This is a genomic window from Candidatus Palauibacter sp., assembly GCF_965222475.1.
GTDB lineage: Bacteria > Gemmatimonadota > Gemmatimonadetes > Palauibacterales > Palauibacteraceae > Palauibacter.
Genome location: NZ_CBDCUB010000007.1, coordinates 357579 through 375109 on the forward strand (window position 1 = coordinate 357579; position 17531 = coordinate 375109).

The window sequence follows — 17531 nt, forward strand, 5'->3', positions numbered from 1 at the left end:
ATGACGGGATATCTCTTCCTGGCCCTGGCGGTCCTCGTGGCGGTAGCGGGATGGGAGGTCCGGAGGCGGCTGCGGGAGCAGACCCGCGCCGGGGTCACCGACGAGGTCGTGCGCCGCATCGAAACGCTCGGCCGGGTGGACGCCGAGGATGTCGAGCCTGTCGACCTCGAGTTGGCGAAGGCCGAGGAAGACGAGTTCTGGGCCCAGACGTGGGACGAACCTGAAGAGAACTGGTGAGATCGAAGAGGCATTTCATGCGCCGGACCATGTTGACGTTATCGGTTGGGGCTCTCGCGACGATGGCCGCGTGGGCGGGCACGACCCCGGTCGCCGGGCTGCAGGAAGTGCCGCGAGCGTCCCTCGGGGAGCCGGTCGCCGCCTACGAGGATGGCCTCGGCTCCATGCGCGGCGTGAGGGAACTCCCGGATGGCCGTGTCCTGATCGCGGACGGCTTCGGCGAGGCCCTGGTCGTGTGGCGACCCGGGGCGGGCGCGGACACGCTGACGAACGTCGGACAGGGGCCGGAGGAGTATCGCCTGCCCGACGGACTCTTCCCCCTGCCTGGCGGCGGCACGCTGCTCATCGACCTCGGCAACGCGCGCCTCACGCGCATCGAGGCCGATCTCGGCTTCGGGGAGACGTGGCCGATCGCGCGGGGCGGCCTCGGGGCGGGGATGACGATGATGATCGCCGAGGCGACGGATCGGGACGGGCGCATCTACTACGAGGAACGCCTCGGCGGCATGATGTCCGAGTCCGACTCCGCGGCCATCATGCGTTTCGACCCGGCGAGCGGCGAGACGGAGGAGGTCGGTCGGATCGGGCTGGGCGCGCAGGAGCGCCGGGAGTCCGGGGACGCGAACAACAGGAACGTCAACATCCGGCGGGTGCCGTTCTCCGCGGAGGACGCGTGGAGCGTCGCCTGGGATGGCCGCGTCGCGATCGCCCGCGCCGCCGAGTACCGCCTGGAATGGAACGCCCCGGACGGAACGACGACGACCGGCGGCGCGGTGCCCCACGAGCCGGTGCGGATTCGAGGGGCCGATCAGGATGAGTGGCTCGCCTCCCTCGGGGGCGGCTTGCGCGTCGAAGTGGAGTCCGATGGCGGCGCGCCTCGCATGTCCATGAGCCGGGCCCCCGCGGGGGCGGGGGATGCGAGTCCCCGCGACTTCGAGTGGCCCCGAGCAAAACCGGCCTTCGCCCCGAACGGCGTTCGCACGGATTCCCGCGGCCGCGCCTGGGTGCGGCGTCATGTGGCGGCGGGAGCGCCGGCGCTGTTCGATCTCTTCGACGCCCGGGGTCAGAGGATCGCCGAGGTGGAACTGCCGGAGGACCGGAGCCTCGTCGCCTTCGGGGAGGACAGTGTCTATCTGACCCGGAGCGACGAGTTCGAGTTCGCCTGGCTGGAGAAGTACGCGGCGCCCGCCATCGGCGGTTAGCTCACCGCGGCTGGCGGACCAGGTCCGGACCGAGAGAACGGGGGGGCGAAACGACGACGGCCCCGGCCGCCGCGTCGAGACTCGGCGCCGCGCGCCACACATCGGTGTCCGGCTGGAACGCGGCCCATGCGAACCAGAAGGCATGATAGGCTTCGGGGTGCGGCTCGAGCCTCTCGCCCTCGAGGGAGCCTGAGACGGCCCGTCCATTGAAGTTCCAGACGCTTCCCGTCTCCACATCCTGCCGCCGCCCCCCCACGACTTCGAAGTTGAGCGTGCGCCCTCCGGCGCGGGCCCGGTATACGCGCGCGCTCCGTGCCTGCGTGTTCCAGAACGCGACGACCGGTTCTCCGCCGGCCATGCCGCTGGCCGCCCACACCGAGGTACCCGCCGACCCGGGTTGGTCGTTGACGGCGGCTGCCCGCAGGTCGGCGACCGGAAACGCGATGCCGCCACTGCCGGCCGGTACGCCGATCACGGTTTCCTTCGGCAGCCGGCGTCGGTCGATCGGAGCCGCGGTCGGATAGGGGAGCCAGGCGTTGCTCGGGGTCCGGTAGTTTCCGTACGGGTAGAGCGTGTACAGGAAGTCGTGACCGGTGTTGCGGGAAACGATCCACGTGTCCAGGTAGATCAGGAGCCACGTCCCATACGTCATCAGCTCATACGGCACGCGTGTGAGGCGAGTCCCGTCCCGCGGCCCGCAGGTCGCCGATGGGGCGAGCTGGGGATAGAACGTACCCGACCCATCCTCCATCACGAGGTTGTTGTCGAGGACGTAGCTCGAGACCCGGAAATCGGATGCCCCGCTGGGTTCGGGGTCGAAGACGCCGACCGATCCGGTGAACGGCGAGTAGGTGACCGTGAGCCGTTCGCCCGGCACGCTGAAGTTAAGGACCTCGTGATACCAGAGGAGCTTGAGGGGAATCGCCAGCGGCTGGCCGTTGAAGTGAAGCGCGATCACCTGGTCGCCGCGGCCGACGTAACCCACCTCGGGCGCGATCAGCCTCCGGGCGACTTCGGGGTTGTCGAGGGCGGGGATGCTCGAGCGGTCGCTGCCGCCGTCGGTAAGGCTCTCCAGCGGCAGTGAACAGGTCGCGAGCGACAGGTCCGGCCCCATGTTGTCGCCCGAACAGGCGGGGAACGCCGCCGCGAACAGCACGAGAATGGCGGAGGCGGCGCGGCGCCCGGGGCGGGTGCCGGTATCGATCTTCCCGGTTCTCATCGGGGCCTCCCGAAGGATCGTCCCGCAATGCCCTCCGACGCAGGTCGCGTCCGCCGGGCTTTCCGCCCCGGAAGAGCCGGCGAGGCCGCTAGATGAACAGGGTCTCGTTCTCGCGATCGAATCCCTGGATCTCGGCCTTCTCTGTCCGCAAGCCCTTTCGGCCCGCCTGATGGCGCTGGCCGATCACGATCATCGCGATACTCGCGACGAGCGCCAGTACGATTCTCACCGTCTTCATGGCGTTTCCCTCCCTGCTTTCTCCCCCTCACCACACGGCACGCCGAAGCCGAGCACGGATTGTAGCTCGAAATATAGCGTCTCCTACCAAAATAACGAATCCCGCCGTGCGGCAGTGACACCGCCCGGCGAGCCCGGCGCGATCAGCCAGCGGTTGAGGCTTCCACGCTCGAGGGCGATGTCTCCGTCTTCGAGGAGGATTCCGCCCGAATCCCGCGCCTCGAATCGGACGATATCCGCGCGCACGCGGATGTCCACGCGGACGGAATCGCCGGGTGGGACCGAATCGAGCGGGACGCTTCCGGCTCCGGCGGCGACGAATACGAAGGCGGAAACGTCAAGCGAATTGACGAGGAGGAGTTGATGGATGCGGGGCGGCCCCTCGCCGGGCAGCAACCCGCCGGGGGCTTCGACTTCCGCCGCGGGGGGAGTGGACGGGCCGCCGGTGGGGGGCACGGAATCCCCGGGTATCGGATCCCCATCCCTTCCCGGACGCGCGGCCTCGGGGCCGTCGCCACGCGGTCCGCACGCGGTGAGCCCGCTCGCCGCGAGGCCCAGCAGGAGCAGCACCGCCTCTCGCGCGCTCACGGCCCCGCGGGCGCGCGCGTCGCGAGAGCGCGAATCGCGCCGTCATCGGTCGACCTGAAGGCGATGGCCCGCTCCACTTCCTCCGCTCTCCGTTCGCGAGTCCAGCCGAGTTCCGGCGCCATCACGGCCGCCACGCGAGCGGCGGCGGTCGACGTCCCCTGCCGCGTTTCGAGACCGATCCGTGTCCGGCGATACAGGATGTCCTCGACGTGCGCGGCCATCTCGTTCCGTACCGAGTACACCGCTTCGGCCAGGATGTGCGGCTTCTCCGCGAGGACGCGCTCGCTCAGCCGTTCGTCGCGCTGCACCAGGTCGAGGACCCGGTGGGCGCGGGTCCCGTACGCCCGCATCAGCCGGTCCACCGTGTCGGTCTGAAGCCCGTGCCCGTCGGCGCGGGCGAGGATCCCGTCGCGCAGGGCCTCCGGGTCACGGAACTCGGCGCCGGGAAGCGGAACCCGGTCCGTATCCGCCTTCCGGACCGCCTTCACGCCCGCCGGCGCGAGGAAGGCCTGCACGCGATCCACCGTCTCCTCGGCCATGCGCCGGTGCGACGTCAGCTTTCCTCCACTCAGCGTGAACACGCCGCGCGGTCCCTCGTGGATCTCGAACTCCCGGGAGACGTCGCCCTCGTCGGCGGCATCGCCGGGAGGCGCGACGAGCGGCCGCAGGCCCGCCCACGCGCTGATGACGTCGTCCGGTCCGAGCTTCGACGCCGGCAGCAGGTGGTTCGTGGCCTCGAGCAGATACGCGATGTCTTCGGGCGTGGCCGCGACTTCGTGGGGTTCGCCGTCGAAGAACTCGTCCGTGGTTCCGATGATGGTGAGATCCTCGCGCCAGGGGAGGACGAACATCACGCGGCCGTCCTGCGGCGCCTCGAAGATGAGCGCACCCGCGTGGCCGACCCGCTCGCGCGGTACGTGGATGTGGGTCCCGCGGGAGGGGCGGATTCGGACTCCGGCACCCGGACCCCTCCCGTCCCGGGCGCCGCCGGGCGCCGCGTCGATCCGGCCGAGAAGCTGCTCCGCCCAGGCGCCGGTGGCGTTCACGATCGCCAGCGCGTCGACCTCCAGTTCCCTGCCCCTCTCAACATCCCGCACCGTCGCCCGGTGACCCGGCCAGTCCGAGGCATCGATGCGCACGATCTTGGCCCGGTTGGCCACCGTCGCGCCCGCTTCGAGGGCGGCCTGCATCGTCGCGATGACGAGTCTCGCGTCGTCGACCTGCGCGTCGAAGTAGCGCGCCCCGCCCAACAACCCGCCGGCGCGCAGGGCCGGCTCGCGTTCGAGCATGGCCCCGGCGTCGAGCATCTGGTGCCGCTCGATGTTCCGGAACAACGACAGCGCGTCGTATAGCCACATGCCCGCGTCGAGCTTGCGCTTGCCGATCCGGCCTTCCCGGAAGATCGGGAAGTGGAACTCCAGTGGCCGAACGAGGTGGCGTGCGATTCGGAGGAGGGTCCGCCGCTCCCGGCTCGCCTCGAACACGAGATCGAACTCGAGGTGTTCCAGGTAGCGCAGGCCGCCGTGCACGAGGCGGGACGAACGGCTGCTCGTCCCCCACGCGAAGTCCACGGCTTCGACGAGCGCGGTCCGGAAGCCGCGCCGCGCCGCGTCGCGCGCCACGGCGACGCCGGAAATCCCGCCGCCCACGACGAGGAGATCGAAGGCGGTCTCCGCGAGGCTCCGAAGGTGCTCCTCGCGCGGTCGAGCCGTCACCGGGGCCGGTCTCCCGGCGGGCTCACGGCGTGAGGACGAGCTTGCCGAAGACTCCGCCGGCCTCGAGTTGCTCATGCGCCTCGCGCGCCCGGTCCAGCGGCCACACGTCGTCGATGATGGGCTCCAGCGTGCCGTCGAGCACCAGCGCCATCGCCGCGTCGAACTCCGACCGCGTAGCCATCGTCGTGCCGAGGACCGAGGTCTGGGTCCAGAAGAGGCGGGTGATGTGCAGCACGCCGCGCGGCCCGGTCGTGGCGCCGTAGACGACCATCCGTCCGCCCCGCGAGAGAGCGCGGACACAACCCTCCCACGTCGCCTCGCCCACGCTGTCGAGAACGAGATCCACGCCGCGCTTCCCGGTCTCCGCCCAGACGCGGCGCGAAAAGTCCTCCTCCAGGCGGTCGATCACGAGATCCGCCCCCAGCGCCTCCACGCGACGCACGTTCCCGGGTCCGCTCGTGACCGCGAACACGCGCGCACCGTGGTGCTTCGCGATCTGGATGGCGGCGGTGGAGACCCCGCCCGATGCGCCGGTGATGAGGACCGTTTCTCCCGCTGCCAGCCCTCCTCGCGACAGGAGCCCGCGCCACGCCGTCTGGTAGACGAGCGGCGCCACGGCCGCGGTGGCGAACGGGAATCCGTCCGGCAAACGCACGAGGTTGCGCTCCGGTACCGCCACGCATTCGGCGAAGCCGCCGGGCAAGTGCTCGCCCAGGACGCGGTAGGCGGGGCAGAGGGGATGATCTCCCCGGACGCACCATTCGCAGTCGTCGCGGGCACACCAGCATCCCGGGTTCACGGCCACCCGATCTCCGGCGGCCCACCCCGTGACCTCATGGCCCACCGCCACGATCTCGCCGGCCATGTCCGAGCCGCCGATGTGGGGCATCTGCAGGCGGAGTCCCGGGAGCCCTCGCCGCACCCACAGATCGAGGTGATTCAGGCCCGCCGCCCGGACTCCGATCAGCACTTCAGCCGGACCGGGTGTCGGGTCGGGCAGCTCGCCGACCCGAACGACGTCCGGTCCTCCATGTCGTTCGAAGTATGCCGCTTTCATGGGCGCAACGTACCGCGCCGCGGTGGCGTGTGCAGCCATGGGTGACGCCCGGTCGCAGGCTCGTCCGGAGTTGAGAACGAGTCTCAATCAGGCTTGATAACGCGTCCGAAGCAGCGTACCTTGTCGCGTCGATAATCGTTATTCACTCATCCGTTTGTGTTTCCAGGCCGGCGCCCCTGGGTGACCGGCCTTTTGCAACTGAAGAGGATTCAGAATGTCAGAACCGCTGCTGTCGATTCGCGGACTGCGAGCGAGGGTGGAGGGAGAGGATACGGAGATCCTCCGAGGCGTGGATCTCGATGTCGAGCGCGGCCAGGTGCATGCGCTGATGGGACCCAACGGCTCGGGAAAGAGCACGCTGGCCAAGGTCATCGCCGGACACCCGGCTTACGAGGTGACGGGCGGCGAGATTCTGTTCAGGGGCGAAGACGTCCTCGAACTGGAGCCCGACGAGCGGAGCCGGGAGGGAATCTTCCTCGCCTTCCAGTATCCCGCCGAGGTTCCGGGCGTCTCTATCGCCAACTTCATGCGCACGGCGATGAACTCGCGCCTGGCCGAGGGCGAGGAGATGGACGTGTTCGGCTTCCAGCGCACGCTCACCGAGAAGCTCGAGATGCTGAGGATGGATCCGGGCTTCGCCACCCGGTACGTGAACGATGGGTTCTCGGGCGGCGAGAAGAAGCGGAACGAAATCCTCCAGATGGCGGTTCTTCAGCCCGCGCTGGCGGTGCTGGACGAGACGGACAGCGGTCTCGACATCGATGCGCTCAAGATCGTGGCGAACGGCGTGAACCGGCTTTCCGCGGCGGATGAAGCGCTCGGAGTGCTCCTCATCACGCACTACAAGCGGATCCTGAACTACATCCAGCCCCACCGCGTCCACGTGATGATGGCGGGGCGCATCGCCGAGAGCGGCGGTGCCTCGCTGGCCGACAAGCTGGAGGCCGAGGGTTATGACTGGCTCTACCGGGCGGCGGCAGCCGTCTAACAGCCAGCGGCGAAATTCCGCGGACTCTGCTCCGCGGCGATGAATCAGCAGTACCGGAAGGCGGAAGAACCATGCCCCAGAACGAGACGATCAGCGGGCTCGGACTCGACGAATACAAGTACGGTTTCGTCACCGAGGACAAACCCGTATTCAAGGCGGTCCCCGGGCTCTCCAGCGACATCGTCCGGCAGATCTCCCATCACAAGGACGAGCCGGAATGGATGCTCGAGTTCCGCCTCAAGGCGCTCGAGGTGTACCGGTCCAAGCCCATGCCGACGTGGGGTGGCGATCTCTCCAGACTCGAGGACACGCTCGACGAGATCTACTTCTATCTGAAGCCGCAGGATCAGATGGAGCGGTCGTGGGACGACGTGCCGCAGGAGATCAAGGACACGTTCGAGAAGCTCGGGATTCCCGAGGCGGAGCGGAAGGCGCTCGCCGGGGTCGGAGCCCAGTACGAGTCCGAGATGGTCTATCATTCGCTCAAGGAACAGTGGGAGGAGCAGGGCGTGATCTTCGAGTCGATCGAGGACGGGCTCGCGAAGCATCCCGAACTGTTCAAGCAGTATTTCTCGACCATCGTCCCCACGCGCGACAACAAGTTCGCGGCGCTGAACTCGGCCGTGTGGTCGGGCGGGTCGTTCGTCTACATCCCGAAAGGGGTGAAGGTCGAGATCCCGCTCCAGGCCTACTTCCGCGTCAACGCCGAGAAGATGGGCCAGTTCGAGCGCACCCTCATCATCTGCGATGAGGGCGCCGAGGCGCATTACATCGAGGGCTGCACGGCGCCGGTCTACTCCACCGACTCGTTCCACTCGGGCGTGATCGAGATCGTGGTCAAGAAGGGGGCGCGGTTCCGCTACACGACGATCCAGAACTGGTCGAACAACATGTACAACCTCGTCACGCAGCGGGCGCTCGTGCACGAGGACGCGAAGATGGAGTGGCTCGACGGCAACCTGGGCTCGAAGCTCACGATGAAGTACCCGTCGTGTTTTCTGATCGGGGAGCGGGCGCACGGCGAGATCCTGTCGATCGCCTACGCGGGGGACGGACAGCACCAGGACACGGGCGGGAAGGTGGTCCACGCGGCCCCCCACACGACGTCGCAGATCACGTCGAAGTCGATCTCGAAGGGGCTCGGACGTTCGTCGTACCGCGGTCTGTGCAAGGTGTACGATGGCGCCGTGGGCGCGAAGTCCAACGTCGAGTGCGACGCCCTGCTGCTGGACGAGAAGTCGCGCACGGACACGTATCCCTACATCGAAATCGACGAGAACACGGCTTCCATCGGCCACGAGGCGACCGTCTCGAAGGTCGGCGACGAGCAGTTGTTCTACCTGATGAGTCGCGGACTGGACCAGGCCGAGGCCATGGCGATGATCGTGCGCGGGTTCATCGAGCCGGTGGCCAGGGAACTGCCGCTCGAGTACGCGATCGAACTGAACCGGCTGATCGAACTGGAGATGGAAGGGTCGGTCGGCTAGCGCTCGCGGCGAGGACCCCGCGCCGTTCCGGGAATCACGAGGAATCTCTGACGATATGAGCACAATGACGGCCGGGCCGGCGGAGGCGACGCTGGCCACGGCGGACTTTGAAACGTTCCGCGGCGGCGTCTCCGAGCCGCTCGCGATGACGAGGGCGCGCGCGGCGGCGTGGGAGCGGTTCGTCGCCCTGCCGTGGCCGACCCGCAAGTCGGAGGAGTGGCGCTACACCGACCTCTCGAAGGTCGGGTTCGACGCGCTCACGCCGGTCGCCGGGGCGACCGCCGGGGCGGAGGCGCTGCCGGCGGACGTGCTCGAAGTGCTCGGGCGTTCGGGGGACCGCGCGGGTGTCGTCGTCCTGCGGGACGGGCGGGTCGCGCACCTCGAACTCGAGCCCGAGGCGGTCCGCGCCGGCGTCGTACTCTCCACGATCCGGCAGGCCGCGGCCGAACATCCCGAGTTGCTGCGGCGGGCGCTCTTCGACGCGGAGCCCGGACCAGCCGAGGAGAAGCTCTGGGCCCTGCACCTCGCGCTGCTCGGCGGCGGGTACCTCCTCTGGGTGCCGCGCGGTGTGGAGATGCCCGCGCCGGTGCACGCCTTCCACGTTGTCGAGCGGGCGGGGGCGCTGTCCTCGGCGCATTCGCTGGTGTACGGGGAGTCGGGCGCCAGGGCGGCGGTGATCGACGAATTCTTCTCCGGCGACCTGGAGGGGGAGACGGTCTCGCTTCACGGGGCTACGATCTCCAGCGAGGGCGGGGCCGCGGTCGACTACGTCGCTCTGCAGCGTTTCGGCCGGGGCGTGAAGCGGTTTTCGACCCAGCACGTGCTCGCCGGACGCGACTCGCGCGTCATGACATTCAACGTCGCGCTGGGGGGCGACCTCTCGAGGGCGGACGTGACGAGCCGACTGGCCGGCCCGGGGAGCGACAGTGAGATGCTGGCGCTCTGGTTCGGCGACTCGGACCAGCACTTCGACCACCACACGCTCCAGCACCACGCCGCGCCCCACGCGCACAGCGATCTCCTGTTCAAGGGCGCGCTGACCGACGCGGGGTCGAGCGTGTTCCGGGGGCTCATCCGGGTCGACAAGGGCGCCCAGCTCACCGACGCCTATCAGACCAACCGCAACCTCCTGCTCAGCGAGCGATCCCACGCGTCGGCGCTCCCCAACCTCGAGATCGAGGCGGACGATGTGCGCTGCTCGCACGGCGCCACGATCGGGCAGGTGGAGGCCGGGCAGCTGTTCTACCTCATGAGCCGGGGACTCACGAGACGGCAGGCCGAGCGCCTGCTGGTGTTCGGGTTTTTCGACGAGGTGCTGGCGCGGCTTCCGATGGAGGGTGTCCGGGCGCGCGTTCGCGAAGCGATCGAGGAGAAGATCGGACTATGAGCCGGTTCGTCACCGTAGCCAGACTGGACGAAGTTCCGGAGAACGATACGAGGGGCGTGATGGTCGAGGACCTGGCGATCGTCCTCATCAACAGCGGGGGCGAAATCCACGCGCTCGAGGATTGCTGCTCGCACGAGGAGTTCCCGCTCTCCGCAGGGGAGGTCGCCGCCGGCGAGATCACGTGTACGCTGCACGGAGCGCGTTTCGACATCGCGACGGGGGCGGTGCGCGCGCTGCCCGCGGTCATGCCGGTTCGGCGTTTCGACGTGCGGCTCGACGGCGACGAAGTCCAGGTCGACGTCGGCTGAACGGAACGGTCGACACGATCGGGGCTCGATGATGGACACGAACCACCCGGCGGGCGTGCTCGCTCCGGACAGTCCCCCGTCGGCTCCCGACCGCGATCCGGCGGCGGCCGGCGGCGACCCGACGGAGGCGGATCCGACGCGTGCGTGGGACGTCGCGGCGATGCGGGCCCAATTCCCCATCCTGTCGAGGGAAGTCAACGGCCAGCCGCTCGTCTATCTCGACAGCGCGGCGAGTTCGCAGCAGCCGCTCCGCGTGCAGGACCGGGTGGAGCGCTATCTGCGCATGCAGCACGCCAACGTGCACCGCGGCGTACACCAGCTGAGCGCCGAGGCGACCGAGGCGTACGAGGACGCACGCCTCGCCGTGGCGGCGCATGTGGGCGCCCCGGACCCATCCGGGATCGTCTTCACCCGCGGCACGACGGAGGCCGTGAATCTCGTGGCCTCGAGTTGGGGCGGCGCCTTCATCGGCCCGGACGATGACATCGTGCTCACGAAGATGGAGCACCACTCGAACCTCGTCCCCTGGCAGCTGCTCGCCGCCCGTACGGGGTGCGGACTCCACTTCGTCGACGTAACGACCGAAGGCAGGCTCGACCTCGACGACCTCGACCGGCTCCTGGCGCGGCGGCCCCGTCTCGTCGCGTTCACCCACGTCTCCAACGGCCTCGGGACGATCAATCCCGTGCGGGAGATCGTGGCTCGGGCCCACGCGGCGGGCGCGCTCGCCCTCGTCGACGGCGCGCAGGCGGCCCCCCATCTCCTGACCGACGTGACCCGGCTCGGGTGTGACTTCTACGCCTTCAGCGGCCACAAGATGTGCGGACCCACGGGCGTCGGAGCGCTTTGGGCGAGGCGTGAACTGCTCGAGGCGATGCCTCCGTATCAGGGGGGCGGCGAGATGATCTCGGAGGTAACGCTGGAGGGATCTTCGTGGGCGAAGCCGCCGGCCAAATTCGAGGCCGGGACGCCGAACATCTCGGGCGTCGTGGGCTTGGGCGAGGCCGCCCGCTTCCTCGCGGACCTCGGGCGGGAAGCGCTCGCGTCTCACGAGGACGCCCTGACGCGATACGCGCTGGAGAGACTCGGCGCCATCGAAGGGCTCCGGCTGTACGGGCCCCGGCGAGGCCGGACATCCGTGTTCTCCTTCACCTACGGAGACGTGCATCCGCACGACCTCTCCACGATCCTCGACCAGCGGGGCATCGCGATCCGGGCCGGACATCACTGCAACCAGCCGCTCATGGACCACTACGGGATCAGCGGCACCGCGCGGGCGAGCTTCTATCTCTACAACTCGGCGGACGAGATCGACGCCCTGTGCGACGGGCTCGCGATGGCCGCCGAAGTCTTTCACGGCATATCCTGACGCCCATGACCGATCCCCCTCCGCAGGCGCCCGGCAGGGTCGACCGAGAGATCCCTTCCTCGCTCAACCAGCTGTACCAGGAAGTGATCCTCGATCACTACCGGAAGCCCCGGAACAAGGGGCGGCTGGACGACGCCACGCACGCGATCACGATGAACAACCCTCTGTGCGGAGACGTGATCGAACTCATGCTCCGCGTGGAGGAGGGGAGGATCGCGGAGGCCCGTTTTCTCGGGCGCGGCTGCTCGATCAGCCAGGCGGCGGTTTCGATGCTGACCGCGCGCGTGTCCGGAAAGTCGCTGGAGGAGGCGCACGGGCTTTCCGCCAGGTTCACTCGGCTCCTGCACGGGGAGCACGCCATGCTGGCGGACGACGATCTGGGCGATCTGCGCACGCTGGCGGGCGTCTCGAAGTTCCCGGTCCGCATCAAGTGCGCCCTGCTGGGCTGGAACTGCCTGGAGGAGCTGGCGGACGGGACAAACTCCGGCAGCGACTCCGGGTGATCCCGACGCGCCGCACCGGAACCCGCGGTCCGGCGTGAACCCGGGCGGCGTCTCCGCCCCCTCGCCCGCCGAGGGATCCCGCCCGTCCTTCGGACGTGTGCTGCGGATCGCCGGCGGCGTCTATCACGTCGTCGACGCCAATTCGGTCATTCAGGCATCGCTGCGCGGACGCGTCAAGCGGACGGATTCGCGGATCGTATCCGTTGGGGACCTCGTCGAACTCGAGCAGGTCGGGGACGAGATGCGGATCGTGCGGCTCGCACCGCGGCGTAGCGCGCTCGCCCGCCACGGCGTCTCGAAGCGGCGCGAGCAGGTGATCGTGGCGAACGTCGACCAGGTCGCCGTCGTCGTCTCCGTCACCGCACCCGACCCCGATTTCCTCATGGTCGACCGGCTGCTCGCGTTGGCGGCGCTGAGCGAGATCGAGGCCTTTCTCGTGGTGAACAAGTCGGATCTCGCGCCGGTCGGCGGGCGCGTCCCCGCCCGGGGTTCCGGCGGGGGAGCCGCAGCCGGGAGCGGCCTCCGGCAGTACGCCGCGCTCGGTGTCGAGACGATGTGGACCAGCGCGGAATCGGCCGCGGGGCTGGAGGCGCTCGCCGCGCGGCTCGAGGGTCGCGTCACGGTGCTGAGCGGCCAGTCCGGCGTCGGCAAATCGAGCCTCCTGAACGCGCTCGTCCCAGGGCTCGACCTGCGGGTGGGCCAGATCAGCGAGCGGCGCGGACGCGGGCGGCACACCACGGTCGCATCGGCGCTCTATCGCTATCCGCCGGGGGGCTACGTGGCCGATACGCCGGGCCTGCAGTACCTGGCGCTGTGGGACCTCGACCCCGCGCAGTTGCAGCGCGGCTTCGTGGAGATCGCCGCGGCCGGCGAGGGCTGCCGTTTCGCCGACTGCCGCCACCGTGTGGAGCCGGACTGCGCGGTCATCGCCGCCGTGGAGCGCGGGACCATCGCGGGGCGGCGGCGGGAGAGCTACCTGCGGCTCCTGGACGAAGCCGAGAGGGCCTGATGAGCGAGACGCACGAGCCGTGGAGCGCGGGCCGCATCGCGCGCCGTCTGGCCGCCACGAGCCCCGCGCTCGTACCGGAGGGGGCGGCGGACCACCACGCCGCCGTGACCCTCGTCGTCCGACCCGGCGCCCCGGATCTCGAGGTGCTCTTCGTCCGGCGCGCCGAGGTCCCCGGTGACCCCTGGTCCGGCCACATGGCGCTCCCCGGCGGGCACCGCGACGCCGCCGATGCGGACATCCTGGCGACGGCGCGCCGCGAGACGCGCGAGGAGGTGGGGCTCCATCTCCCCTGCCGCGCCTACCTGGGGCGCCTCGACGATCTGCACCCCGTGACCCGCCGGATCCCGTCGATCCTCATCTCGCCCTTCGTCGCGTGGCACGACGGTGAAACCCGGGTCGCGACAAACGACGAGGTGCAGTATCACGTTTGGGCACCGCTCGGCGCGCTGCGCGATCCCGCCCTGCGCTCGGAGGTCCGCTTCGCCGATGGTGGCCGCGAGCGCATCTTCCCCTCCATCTTGTTCGAGGGCGACACGATATGGGGACTCACCCATCGGGTCGTCATGAACTTCCTCGACCTTGTCACGGAGAAAGCCAGCCGATGAGCGATGTCCTCTACCGTTCCCACGTGAAGATCGTCCGGGAGAAGGGTCCCTACCGCACGGCGCACATCCCGGCCACGGAAGCACCGGTTGAGTTCGGCGTCCACTCCGCAATCGCGGAGCACTACGGCGTCACCTCCGACCGCGATATCGCGACGACGCTCGACTACGTGATCGCCGCCACGGGCGGCTGACTGACCGGAACCTTCGGGGGCGCGCTGGAAGCGCGTGGCGTCAGGGCCGACGAGGGAAGACTGGTGGCGGAGGTCGAGGGCGAGGTCGAGACGGAGGATGGCGTCCTCGTCATCCGGAGGATTCACGCCCGGTACCGATTGCGGGCGGACGAAGCGCACGCCGCCGCGATCCGGCGCGCGTTCGAGGCCCATCCGCCGAAGTGCCCGGTCTACCGGACGCTCTCCGGGTGCATCGACATCACGACGGAGCTGGACCTCCTGCCGCTCGAATGAGCGGCGGGCTCAGTTGAGCCCGTCGGCGAGGCGGCCGTACAGGTCGGCGAGCGCCGCGATGCCGTTGCGGTAGACGCCGAGATCGATCCATTCGTCCGGCGCGTGCATGTTGCAGCCGGGGAGCGCGAAGCCGATGAGCAGCGCCGGCGCCTCGAACGTCTCCTCGAACGCCTGGACGATCGGGATCGAGCCCCCTTCGCGCACGAAAGCGGGTGGGGCTCCGAAACCCGACTCCAGCGCGGCCGACGCGGCGTCGAAGATCGGGTGCTCCGTGTCGACGACCCAGGGCGCGCCGCCGTGCGAGCGATTGATCTCCACCGTCACACCCTCGGGAGCCAGTTCCCGCACCCGCGCCTCGAAGGCCTCGATGACCTGCGCCGGATCCTGATCCGGGACGAGCCGCATCGACACCTTCGCCATCGCCCGCGACGGCAGCACGGTCTTGGAACCTTCGCCCGTGAAGCCGCTCAGCATCCCGTTCACGTCCAGCGTCGGGCGGTACCAGAGCCGCTCCAGGGCCGAGAAGCCGGCCTCGCCGCCCAACGCGGTCGCTCCGACGCTGTCCCGCAGCGTTTCCTCGTCCATGGGCAGGCGATCGAGGTCGGCCCGCTCACGCTCGCCGATGGGCCGGACGGCGTCGTAGTACCCCGGCACGGTCGCGCGGCCGCGGCCGTCCCGGAGGCCGGCGAGGATCGCGGCCAGGGCGTTGGCGGGGTTCACGACGGCGCCGCCGTAGGTCCCCGAGTGCAGGTCCGACGCGGGCCCGAAGACGTTGATCTCCGCGTAGACGATCCCGCGCAGGCCCGTCGTGATGCACGGCAAATCGGGCGAGAACATCCCGGTGTCGCTGATCAGGACCGCGTCGCAGGCCAGTCGTTCGGCGTTCTCCGAGAGGAAGTCCGCGAGGTGGCGGCTCCCGACCTCCTCTTCCCCCTCGATCACGAGCTTGAGATTCACGGGGACGTCCTCCCCGGTCGCGAGTCGGGCCTCGAGCGCCTTGATGTGCATGTGGACCTGCCCCTTGTCGTCCACGGCGCCGCGGGCGTAGAGGCGGCCGTCGCGCACGGCGGGCTCGAAGGGGGGACTCGACCACAGTTCGTCCGGCTCGGAGGGCTGCACGTCGTAGTGCCCGTAGACGAGCACGGTCGGTGCGTCGGGGGCGTGGATCCGCTCGCCGACGACGATGGGGTGCCCCCCGGTCTCGATGACCTCGGCGCCGGGGACGCCCGCGGCCGCGAAGTGTTCGGCGACCCACTCCGCGCATGCCCGGACGTCGCCTGCGCGCTCCGGGTCGGTGCTGATGCTGGGGATCCGGAGAAAGGTCTCGAGTTCCTCGTGGAAGCGGGGGAGTTCTCGGTCGATATAGGCGGAGAAGTCGGACATGGGGCTCCGGTCGGGTTGCGGGATTCGCGGGCGTTGCGGCCCGGGCGTGATCGACTATAGGGCAGCGGCGGCGCGCGGCAAGCGCCTCGCGGCCCGGCAAAGCTGGCGGCGCCCGGTCGGTCAGTCGAACCGGGTCTCGGTGACGAGGACGCCGACCCGGGCGGATGCGTCGAGCCCGAGCAGCTTCCGCAGCCCGGGGAAGCCGGCCAGGGCAAGGAGCGCCCCGATGCCCGCGGCGCCGGAGGGGCCCGCGACGATGCGGGCGCCCAGCCCCCCGGACTCGAGCGCCTCGGCGCCGGCGACCCACCCGTCTTCCGGGAGCGAGAGCGCCGCGTCGAGCAGCGGTGCGAGGAAATCCCATGCGATCGTCGACGCGACGCCGGCGGCGAGTCCGCCCATCGCGGTGTCGAACGGCGGTTCGGCCGCGCTCGCCCGGCCGAGGCGCAGGCTGCGCCCGAAACAGTCCGCCCGCCACGGCTCGACGGCCACGAAGCGCGGCCGAGCCTCGCCGCACCGATGCGCGAAGTGGCCGCACACACCCGTCGCCAGACCGCCGACGCCCGCCTGCACGAAGAGGTGCGTGAGCGGCGGCGCGCCTGCGGAAGCGAGCGCCTCCAGCATCTCCGCGGCGAGGAGCGTGTAGCCCGCCATGACGCGGCGCGGCGTTTCCTCGTAGCCCTCGTAGGCGGTATCGGAAACCACGATCCAGCCGTTGCGGGCGGCCGCCCGGTCGGTGTGCGCGACCGCCCCGTCGTATGCGCCCGGCACGCGGACGACCTCCGCCCCGTGCGACTCGATGGCCCGCGCGCGCGCCGGAATCGCGTCTTCCGGAAGGAAGACGACGCACCGGCACCCGAATTCGGTGCTCCCCCAGGCGACGGACCGGCCGTGGTTGCCCGCCGACGCGGTCGTGACCGTGATCTCCGCCGCGTGCGGGTGTCCGGCCCGGAGTTCCGCCGCCGTCGGCCGCGCGCCGCTCCGGCGTTCGATCTCGTCCTGCAGGGCGCGCAGGACGGCGAACGCCCCGCCGAGCGACTTGAACGAGCCGAGGCCGAAGCGCGACGACTCATCCTTGACCCACACGGCTTCGACGCCCAGCAACGCCGCGAGCCCCGGCAGTGTTACCAACGGCGTCGCTTCGTACCCGTGCCAGCCTCGGATCACGTCCCGAGCGGCCGCGGCCGCGGCCGGGTCGAGGATCCCTTCCGTGGCCCCGCGCCGCAGCTGGGGCGAGCGGAGCGAAAGGCGGAGTCGGCTCATCGTGTGGCCAGGCGGAACCGGAGGGCCGGGGGGTCTCGGCGCAGCGGGTTGGCCGGGTGGCTCTCGGGCATCAGTTTCCCGGCGACCGTCGCGACAGTGCCCTCAACCCGGAGCGATCCGTTGGATCTCGGCATGTTTTCGATCAGTCTCACGGTGAAGGACCTCGCCGCCTCGAAGGCGTTCTACGAGAAGCTCGGTTTCGAGCAGACGGGCGGCGATTTCGAAGCAAACTATCTGATCATGATGAATGGAGAGACCGTGGTCGGCCTCTTCCACGAGATGTTCGAGAAAAACATCCTCACCTTCAACCCGGGGCTCACGCTCGAAGGCAAGCAGATGGAGTCCTTCACGGATGTCCGCGACATCGAGCGCACCCTTCGCGAACGCGGCGTGGAGATCACGCACGGCACGGCGGAGGCCGGTGATTCCGGACCCGCGCACATCGTCCTCGAGGATCCTGACGGCAACCCGATCCTCATCGACCAGTTCTTCTAGCCGTCTGTCAGGAACCCT

Annotated in this window: 20 protein-coding genes; 13 read left to right on the forward strand and 7 right to left on the reverse strand. The window is 69.6% G+C overall.

Translation table 11 applies throughout. From position 1 onward, the window contains the following. Together ACOQPP_RS13535 and ACOQPP_RS13540 are read left to right on the forward strand one after the other, a co-directional pair. Positions 1-237: a hypothetical protein gene (locus ACOQPP_RS13535; RefSeq protein ID WP_419165982.1), complete on the forward strand. Its 237-nt coding sequence runs from the start codon at positions 1-3 to the stop codon at positions 235-237. Further along, positions 234-1439, forward strand: coding sequence for a hypothetical protein (locus ACOQPP_RS13540; RefSeq protein WP_419165981.1), 1206 nt, complete (start codon positions 234-236; stop codon positions 1437-1439). Before ACOQPP_RS13535 ends, ACOQPP_RS13540 begins: the two co-directional genes overlap by 4 nt. A gap of 1 nt (position 1440) precedes the next feature. On the opposite strand, the gene ACOQPP_RS13545 is transcribed toward ACOQPP_RS13540, so the two are convergent. The 5 genes from ACOQPP_RS13545 to ACOQPP_RS13565 form a co-directional block, all read right to left on the reverse strand. After that, on the reverse strand, positions 1441-2658 hold the full coding sequence (locus ACOQPP_RS13545; protein ID WP_419165980.1) for a DUF3179 domain-containing (seleno)protein: 1218 nt from the start codon (positions 2656-2658) through the stop codon (positions 1441-1443). Between the two features lie 88 nt (positions 2659-2746). Beyond that, positions 2747-2896 carry a hypothetical protein gene (locus ACOQPP_RS13550; protein WP_419165979.1) on the reverse strand — a complete coding sequence of 50 codons (150 nt, stop codon included), beginning with the start codon at positions 2894-2896 and terminating at the stop codon, positions 2747-2749. Between the two features lie 83 nt (positions 2897-2979). After that, positions 2980-3483 (reverse strand): hypothetical protein, encoded by a 504-nt coding sequence (locus tag ACOQPP_RS13555; RefSeq protein ID WP_419165978.1) that lies wholly within the window; start codon positions 3481-3483, stop codon positions 2980-2982. Beyond that, positions 3480-5198, reverse strand: a complete 1719-nt coding sequence (gene glpD / locus ACOQPP_RS13560) for a glycerol-3-phosphate dehydrogenase (protein WP_419165977.1) — start codon at positions 5196-5198, stop codon at positions 3480-3482. Before glpD ends, ACOQPP_RS13555 begins: the two co-directional genes overlap by 4 nt. 22 nt (positions 5199-5220) lie before the next feature. Continuing rightward, a complete protein-coding gene (locus tag ACOQPP_RS13565; RefSeq protein WP_419165976.1) occupies positions 5221-6255 on the reverse strand; it encodes a zinc-binding dehydrogenase in 1035 nt (344 codons plus the stop codon). A gap of 214 nt (positions 6256-6469) precedes the next feature. Between ACOQPP_RS13565 and sufC the strand changes: the two genes are divergently transcribed. From sufC to ACOQPP_RS13615, 10 genes are all read left to right on the forward strand, one after another. Further along, positions 6470-7243 (forward strand): Fe-S cluster assembly ATPase SufC, encoded by a 774-nt coding sequence (sufC, locus tag ACOQPP_RS13570; RefSeq protein WP_419165975.1) that lies wholly within the window; start codon positions 6470-6472, stop codon positions 7241-7243. A 71-nt stretch (positions 7244-7314) separates the two neighbouring features. Next, on the forward strand, positions 7315-8730 hold the full coding sequence (sufB, locus tag ACOQPP_RS13575; protein ID WP_419165974.1) for a Fe-S cluster assembly protein SufB: 1416 nt from the start codon (positions 7315-7317) through the stop codon (positions 8728-8730). A 55-nt stretch (positions 8731-8785) separates the two neighbouring features. Beyond that, positions 8786-10117 carry a Fe-S cluster assembly protein SufD gene (gene sufD / locus ACOQPP_RS13580; RefSeq protein WP_419165973.1) on the forward strand — a complete coding sequence of 444 codons (1332 nt, stop codon included), beginning with the start codon at positions 8786-8788 and terminating at the stop codon, positions 10115-10117. Then, complete coding sequence (locus tag ACOQPP_RS13585; RefSeq protein WP_419165972.1) at positions 10114-10425, forward strand: Rieske (2Fe-2S) protein; 312 nt, start codon at positions 10114-10116, stop codon at positions 10423-10425. The genes sufD and ACOQPP_RS13585 overlap by 4 nt, the downstream gene beginning before the upstream one ends. 160 nt (positions 10426-10585) lie before the next feature. Continuing rightward, entirely contained in the window at positions 10586-11794 is a 1209-nt protein-coding gene (locus ACOQPP_RS13590; protein ID WP_419166166.1) for a SufS family cysteine desulfurase, read from the forward strand. A 5-nt stretch (positions 11795-11799) separates the two neighbouring features. Then, positions 11800-12297 (forward strand): Fe-S cluster assembly sulfur transfer protein SufU, encoded by a 498-nt coding sequence (gene sufU, locus ACOQPP_RS13595; protein ID WP_420636736.1) that lies wholly within the window; start codon positions 11800-11802, stop codon positions 12295-12297. Between the two features lie 34 nt (positions 12298-12331). Beyond that, complete coding sequence (rsgA, locus tag ACOQPP_RS13600; protein ID WP_419165970.1) at positions 12332-13306, forward strand: ribosome small subunit-dependent GTPase A; 975 nt, start codon at positions 12332-12334, stop codon at positions 13304-13306. Beyond that, positions 13306-13911: an NUDIX hydrolase gene (locus ACOQPP_RS13605; protein ID WP_419165969.1), complete on the forward strand. Its 606-nt coding sequence runs from the start codon at positions 13306-13308 to the stop codon at positions 13909-13911. The genes rsgA and ACOQPP_RS13605 overlap by 1 nt, the downstream gene beginning before the upstream one ends. After that, the gene (locus ACOQPP_RS13610; protein ID WP_419165968.1) at positions 13908-14102 is read left to right on the forward strand and encodes a hypothetical protein; all 195 of its coding nucleotides are present in this window, start codon (positions 13908-13910) and stop codon (positions 14100-14102) included. Before ACOQPP_RS13605 ends, ACOQPP_RS13610 begins: the two co-directional genes overlap by 4 nt. Continuing rightward, a complete protein-coding gene (locus ACOQPP_RS13615) occupies positions 14103-14375 on the forward strand; it encodes an OsmC family protein (protein WP_419166165.1) in 273 nt (90 codons plus the stop codon). 9 nt (positions 14376-14384) lie between these two features. Here ACOQPP_RS13615 and ACOQPP_RS13620 read toward each other — a convergent pair whose 3' ends face one another. Together ACOQPP_RS13620 and ACOQPP_RS13625 are read right to left on the reverse strand one after the other, a co-directional pair. Further along, positions 14385-15758, reverse strand: coding sequence for a dipeptidase (locus tag ACOQPP_RS13620; protein ID WP_419165967.1), 1374 nt, complete (start codon positions 15756-15758; stop codon positions 14385-14387). 120 nt (positions 15759-15878) lie between these two features. Then, a complete protein-coding gene (locus tag ACOQPP_RS13625; protein WP_419165966.1) occupies positions 15879-17018 on the reverse strand; it encodes a diaminopropionate ammonia-lyase in 1140 nt (379 codons plus the stop codon). 120 nt (positions 17019-17138) lie between these two features. Here ACOQPP_RS13625 and ACOQPP_RS13630 point away from each other — a divergent pair, with 120 nt between their 5' ends. Next, a complete protein-coding gene (locus ACOQPP_RS13630) occupies positions 17139-17513 on the forward strand; it encodes a VOC family protein (protein ID WP_419165965.1) in 375 nt (124 codons plus the stop codon). Positions 17514-17531: the final 18 nt, after the last annotated feature.